The following is a 3,827-nucleotide window of genomic DNA, read 5'->3' as shown; positions in this document are numbered from 1 at the left end:
TTGAACTCGTCCGTGAAGCTCCTTCGGGTTCTTGTCATGCCTATCTCCTGAACACATCATGTCATTGGATGTGTCCGGGAAACTGGGGGAAGCCCATTGAGATGGGCATAGCGCTTGAGTCTAGCTAGGTAGTTTCTACTGAAAGTGACGGGCTCATTCAATGCCTCCTTGCTTGCGTGCTTGACCTCAACGAAATATCGCTCACCGGATTTAAGCGCTACGAAGTAGTCAGGTGCTTGAACTTCCTCGCCGGCGTAGAGCGGGGCTGCCGAATCTTCTTGATGAACCAGTTCTGCCTGACCCAGTGAGGCAACTACGTACTCAAACATCTTCTCGGCCCGGCGGCCAATCAGAAGACGCATGTCCTGGATTCCTCGCTTGGTGGCTTCGTCAAAGGAGAACACCTCACCGATGCGGTCCAATGGGAGGTTAAATTCTTGTCCAATCTCTGCTGCTAGTTCGATTGCGCCATGCCTAGACGGCTGTCGTCTTACGCGTTTCATTGCATCCTTCCTCTACGCACTGACATACACCTCAAGTCAGCGAACTGTCCGACTCAGGCTTCGATGGTGAAAGTACCTTCGCATCGGTCAAGACGCGCCGGTAAAGTGCGAGGAACTGACTAACTGACCCCCAAGACATGGCCAAAGGCCTGTTAGTCAGCAGCGCCGCTAGGCACCAGAGCAGCCGTTTGAGGTCCCGCTCCACGACCATCCGAACCTCTCCTAGGGTTTCTGCCATCGAGTAGGACTGTCCGTCCTCGGCGTAGAGCAGCTTGTTGCGATAGTCTGCACGCTCCGTCACGAAGCGCTTGACTCGATTGCCTCCCGTATCAGGGAGCCGTTCCAAGAACTCGCGGTAGAGGGAGGCGACCACAGAGTCGTCGTGCTCGTCGTCCACGGAGATTGATACATCGAGCGGGTTGATGTCAATGAGGTGCTTTTCGTCTTCTGCAAAGAGCTGCAACACTACCCGACCGCCCTTGACCCCAGGTTTGATTTGCCATGACGCAAAGCCTTCCAACCCGGTGGGAGCGATGCCATGCCTCAGAAAGTCTTCGAACACCACTGCCATTTGTCCAAGTACTGGCGTAAAGGCGAGCTTTACCAAGTGGTTCTTCTGCTTGGCCACGAAGTCCCGGTGCTCAGGAAAGTGTTCTGAGTTCAGTTTGAGCCACTCGAAGATGGCGACGACCAGCTCCTCTTCCGCCGCAATTAGGCGGATGGCACCCATCTCGTCGTCGACACCTTCTAAGTGAATAGCCCTCTGTAGGTGATGCGCAGCCTTCGCAACGCGCGTCTGGACTTTCAACGGAGCGACTTTGACGATAGCAATGACAACCTCTTCGCCTGCGAGCCGCTCGAGCTCGGCAGTGTCTATAGCTATGTAGTCCTTCCCAGGTTCGCCTGATGGCCCCTCAGATTCTTCTCTGCCCATGCGCACCTATAAAAGTGATGTACGAACCGCCACAGAGTGAACGATGACGAAGGTCAACTATTCGTTCATCCGCTTGGGCTTGGTAAGGGTAGCCTAGGTTTTGGTCACCCGGATGAGGGTGTCGTAGAAACTTGCAATCGAGTACCGATGCAAGCTTGCACGAACGTCAACCAGAGCCTGACTTGCACGACCACTGCGGCCTAGCCGACTCACGCGGTGCTTGCTAACGCATTTTGAGGTGTCCCTATCACTTGCGCCTTGTGTTCTTTGCTGTTGCTCCAAGTGCCCCCCTCAAACCGCCCTCCGGACAGGGTAAACAGCTTTGTTTCGCCGAAATTGGAGGCGCGGGTGACCCCATTTCATAGGCCCTCCATTCAGTTAACGACCCAACTGGGTCTGACGATGTGAGGGGCTGCAATACCGCGGGTTTTGCCCCCTCTTGGTAAACGACTCCGTTTCCCGCGCACAAAGCCTCCACCACCTCGGCGCGGATCACTCCACCGTCACGCTCTTGGCCAGGTTGCGTGGCTTGTCGACGTCGGTGCCCTTGGCCAGCGCTGTGTGGTACGCCAGCATCTGCAGTGGCACCACGTGCAGGATGGGTGAGAGCGCGCCGTAGTGCTCGGGCATGCGGATCACGTGGATGCCTTCGCTGCTGGTGATGCGGGTGTCGGCGTCGGCCAGCACATACAGCACACCACCCCGCGCGCGCACTTCCTGCATGTTGCTCTTGAGTTTTTCCAGCAGGGTGTCGTTGGGCGCCACGGTGACCACCGGCATGGCTGCCGTCACCAGCGCCAGCGGGCCGTGTTTGAGTTCGCCGGCCGGGTAGGCCTCGGCGTGGATGTAGCTGATTTCCTTGAGCTTCAAGGCGCCTTCGAGCGCAATGGGGTAGTGCAGCCCCCGGCCGAGGAAGAGCGCGTTGTCCATGCGCGCAAAGTCTTCGGCCCAGCTGATGACCTGCGGCTCCAGCGCCAACACAGCCTGCAGCGCCACGGGCAAATGGCGCATGGCCTTGAGGTGGCTGGCTTCGTCTTCTTCGCTCAGGTGCCCACGCACCTGGGCGAGTGCGAGCGTGAGCAAAAACAGGCCGGCGAGCTGGGTGGTGAAGGCCTTGGTGGAGGCCACGCCGATCTCCACACCCGCGCGGGTGATGTAGGCCAGTTCGCATTCGCGCACCATGGCGGACGTGGCCACGTTGCAGATGGTCAGCGTGTGTTTCATGCCCAGGCCCTGCGCGTGGCGCAGCGCGGCCAGGGTGTCGGCGGTCTCACCGCTCTGCGTGATGGTGACCACCAGGGTGCGCGGGTTGGGCACGCTGGCGCGGTAGCGGTATTCGCTGGCCACTTCCACCTGCGTCGGAATCCTCGCGATGCTCTCCAGCCAGTACTTGGCGGTGCAGCCACTGTAGTAACTGGTGCCGCAGGCCAGGATGAGCACGTTGTCGATGTCTTTGAAGATGCGGTACGCGCCGTCGCCAAAGAGTTCGGGCGTGATGCCTTCCAGGCCTTCGAGCGTGTCGCCGATGGCGCGCGGCTGCTCGAAGATTTCCTTCTGCATGTAGTGGCGGTAGGGGCCGAGTTCGGCCGCGCCGCTGTGGGCCTGGACGGTTTTCACCGGGCGTTTGGCCGCATCCAGCGCACGGCCTTGGGCGTCCAGCACCCAGTAGCGGCCGAGCTGCAGATCCACCAGGTCGCCTTCTTCCAAGTAGACGATCTGGTCGGTCACACCGGCCAGGGCCATGGCGTCGCTGGCGAGAAAGTGCTCCGCGCCCAACACGCCGTCGACCGAGCCCACGCCGAGCACCAGCGGCGAGCCGGCGCGTGCGCCCACCACGCGGTGGGGTTCGTCTTTGTGAAACACGGCCAGGGCGTAGGCACCGTGCAGTTGCACCACGGCGGCCTGCAGCGCGGCGAACACGTCGCCTTCGTAGAGTGAATCGATCAGGTGGGCGATGACCTCGGTGTCGGTCTGGCTCTCGAACACGTAGCCCTTGGCCTGCAGCGCCGCGCGCAGTTCGTCGTGATTTTCAATGATGCCGTTGTGCACCAGCGCCACCCGGCCCGCGGTGCCCGCTGCGGCGCCCGGGCCGTGGCTGAAATGGGGGTGGGCGTTGTGCACCACCGGCGCACCGTGCGTGGCCCAGCGGGTGTGGGCGATGCCGGTGCCGCTGGCAATGCCGTCGGCCTGCACCTGCTGCGCGAGCTCGGCCACGCGGGCCGTGCTGCGGGCGCGCTGCAGGCCGCCGGTGTGCACCGCCACGCCGCAAGAGTCATAGCCGCGGTACTCCAGCCGCTGCAAGCCCTGAACCAGCACGGGCACCACATTGCGCCCCGAAACCCCTGCGACGATGCCACACATGCTGCTGCTCCTGAAAATGAATGAACGCC

General features: G+C 61.1%; 3 protein-coding genes. All 3 read right to left on the bottom strand.

Annotated features, from left to right (window positions below; all coding sequences use genetic code 11):
- Nucleotides 1–56: 56 nt before the first annotated feature.
- Complete coding sequence (locus ACN4F8_RS21795) at nt 57–503, bottom strand: hypothetical protein (protein WP_419475501.1); 447 nt, start codon at nt 501–503, stop codon at nt 57–59.
- A gap of 31 nt (nt 504–534) precedes the next feature.
- On the bottom strand, nt 535–1,437 hold the full coding sequence (locus tag ACN4F8_RS21790; protein WP_419475500.1) for a hypothetical protein: 903 nt from the start codon (nt 1,435–1,437) through the stop codon (nt 535–537).
- Between the two features lie 492 nt (nt 1,438–1,929).
- Nucleotides 1,930–3,798 carry a glutamine--fructose-6-phosphate transaminase (isomerizing) gene (gene glmS, locus ACN4F8_RS21785; protein ID WP_419475499.1) on the bottom strand — a complete coding sequence of 623 codons (1,869 nt, stop codon included), beginning with the start codon at nt 3,796–3,798 and terminating at the stop codon, nt 1,930–1,932.
- Nucleotides 3,799–3,827 lie beyond the last annotated feature (29 nt).

Source organism: Hydrogenophaga sp., from assembly GCF_048549895.1.
In the GTDB taxonomy this organism is placed as follows: domain Bacteria; phylum Pseudomonadota; class Gammaproteobacteria; order Burkholderiales; family Burkholderiaceae_C; genus Hydrogenophaga.
The sequence above is the reverse complement of the archived record's forward strand: the minus strand, read 5'-3'. Positions and strand labels throughout refer to the sequence as shown.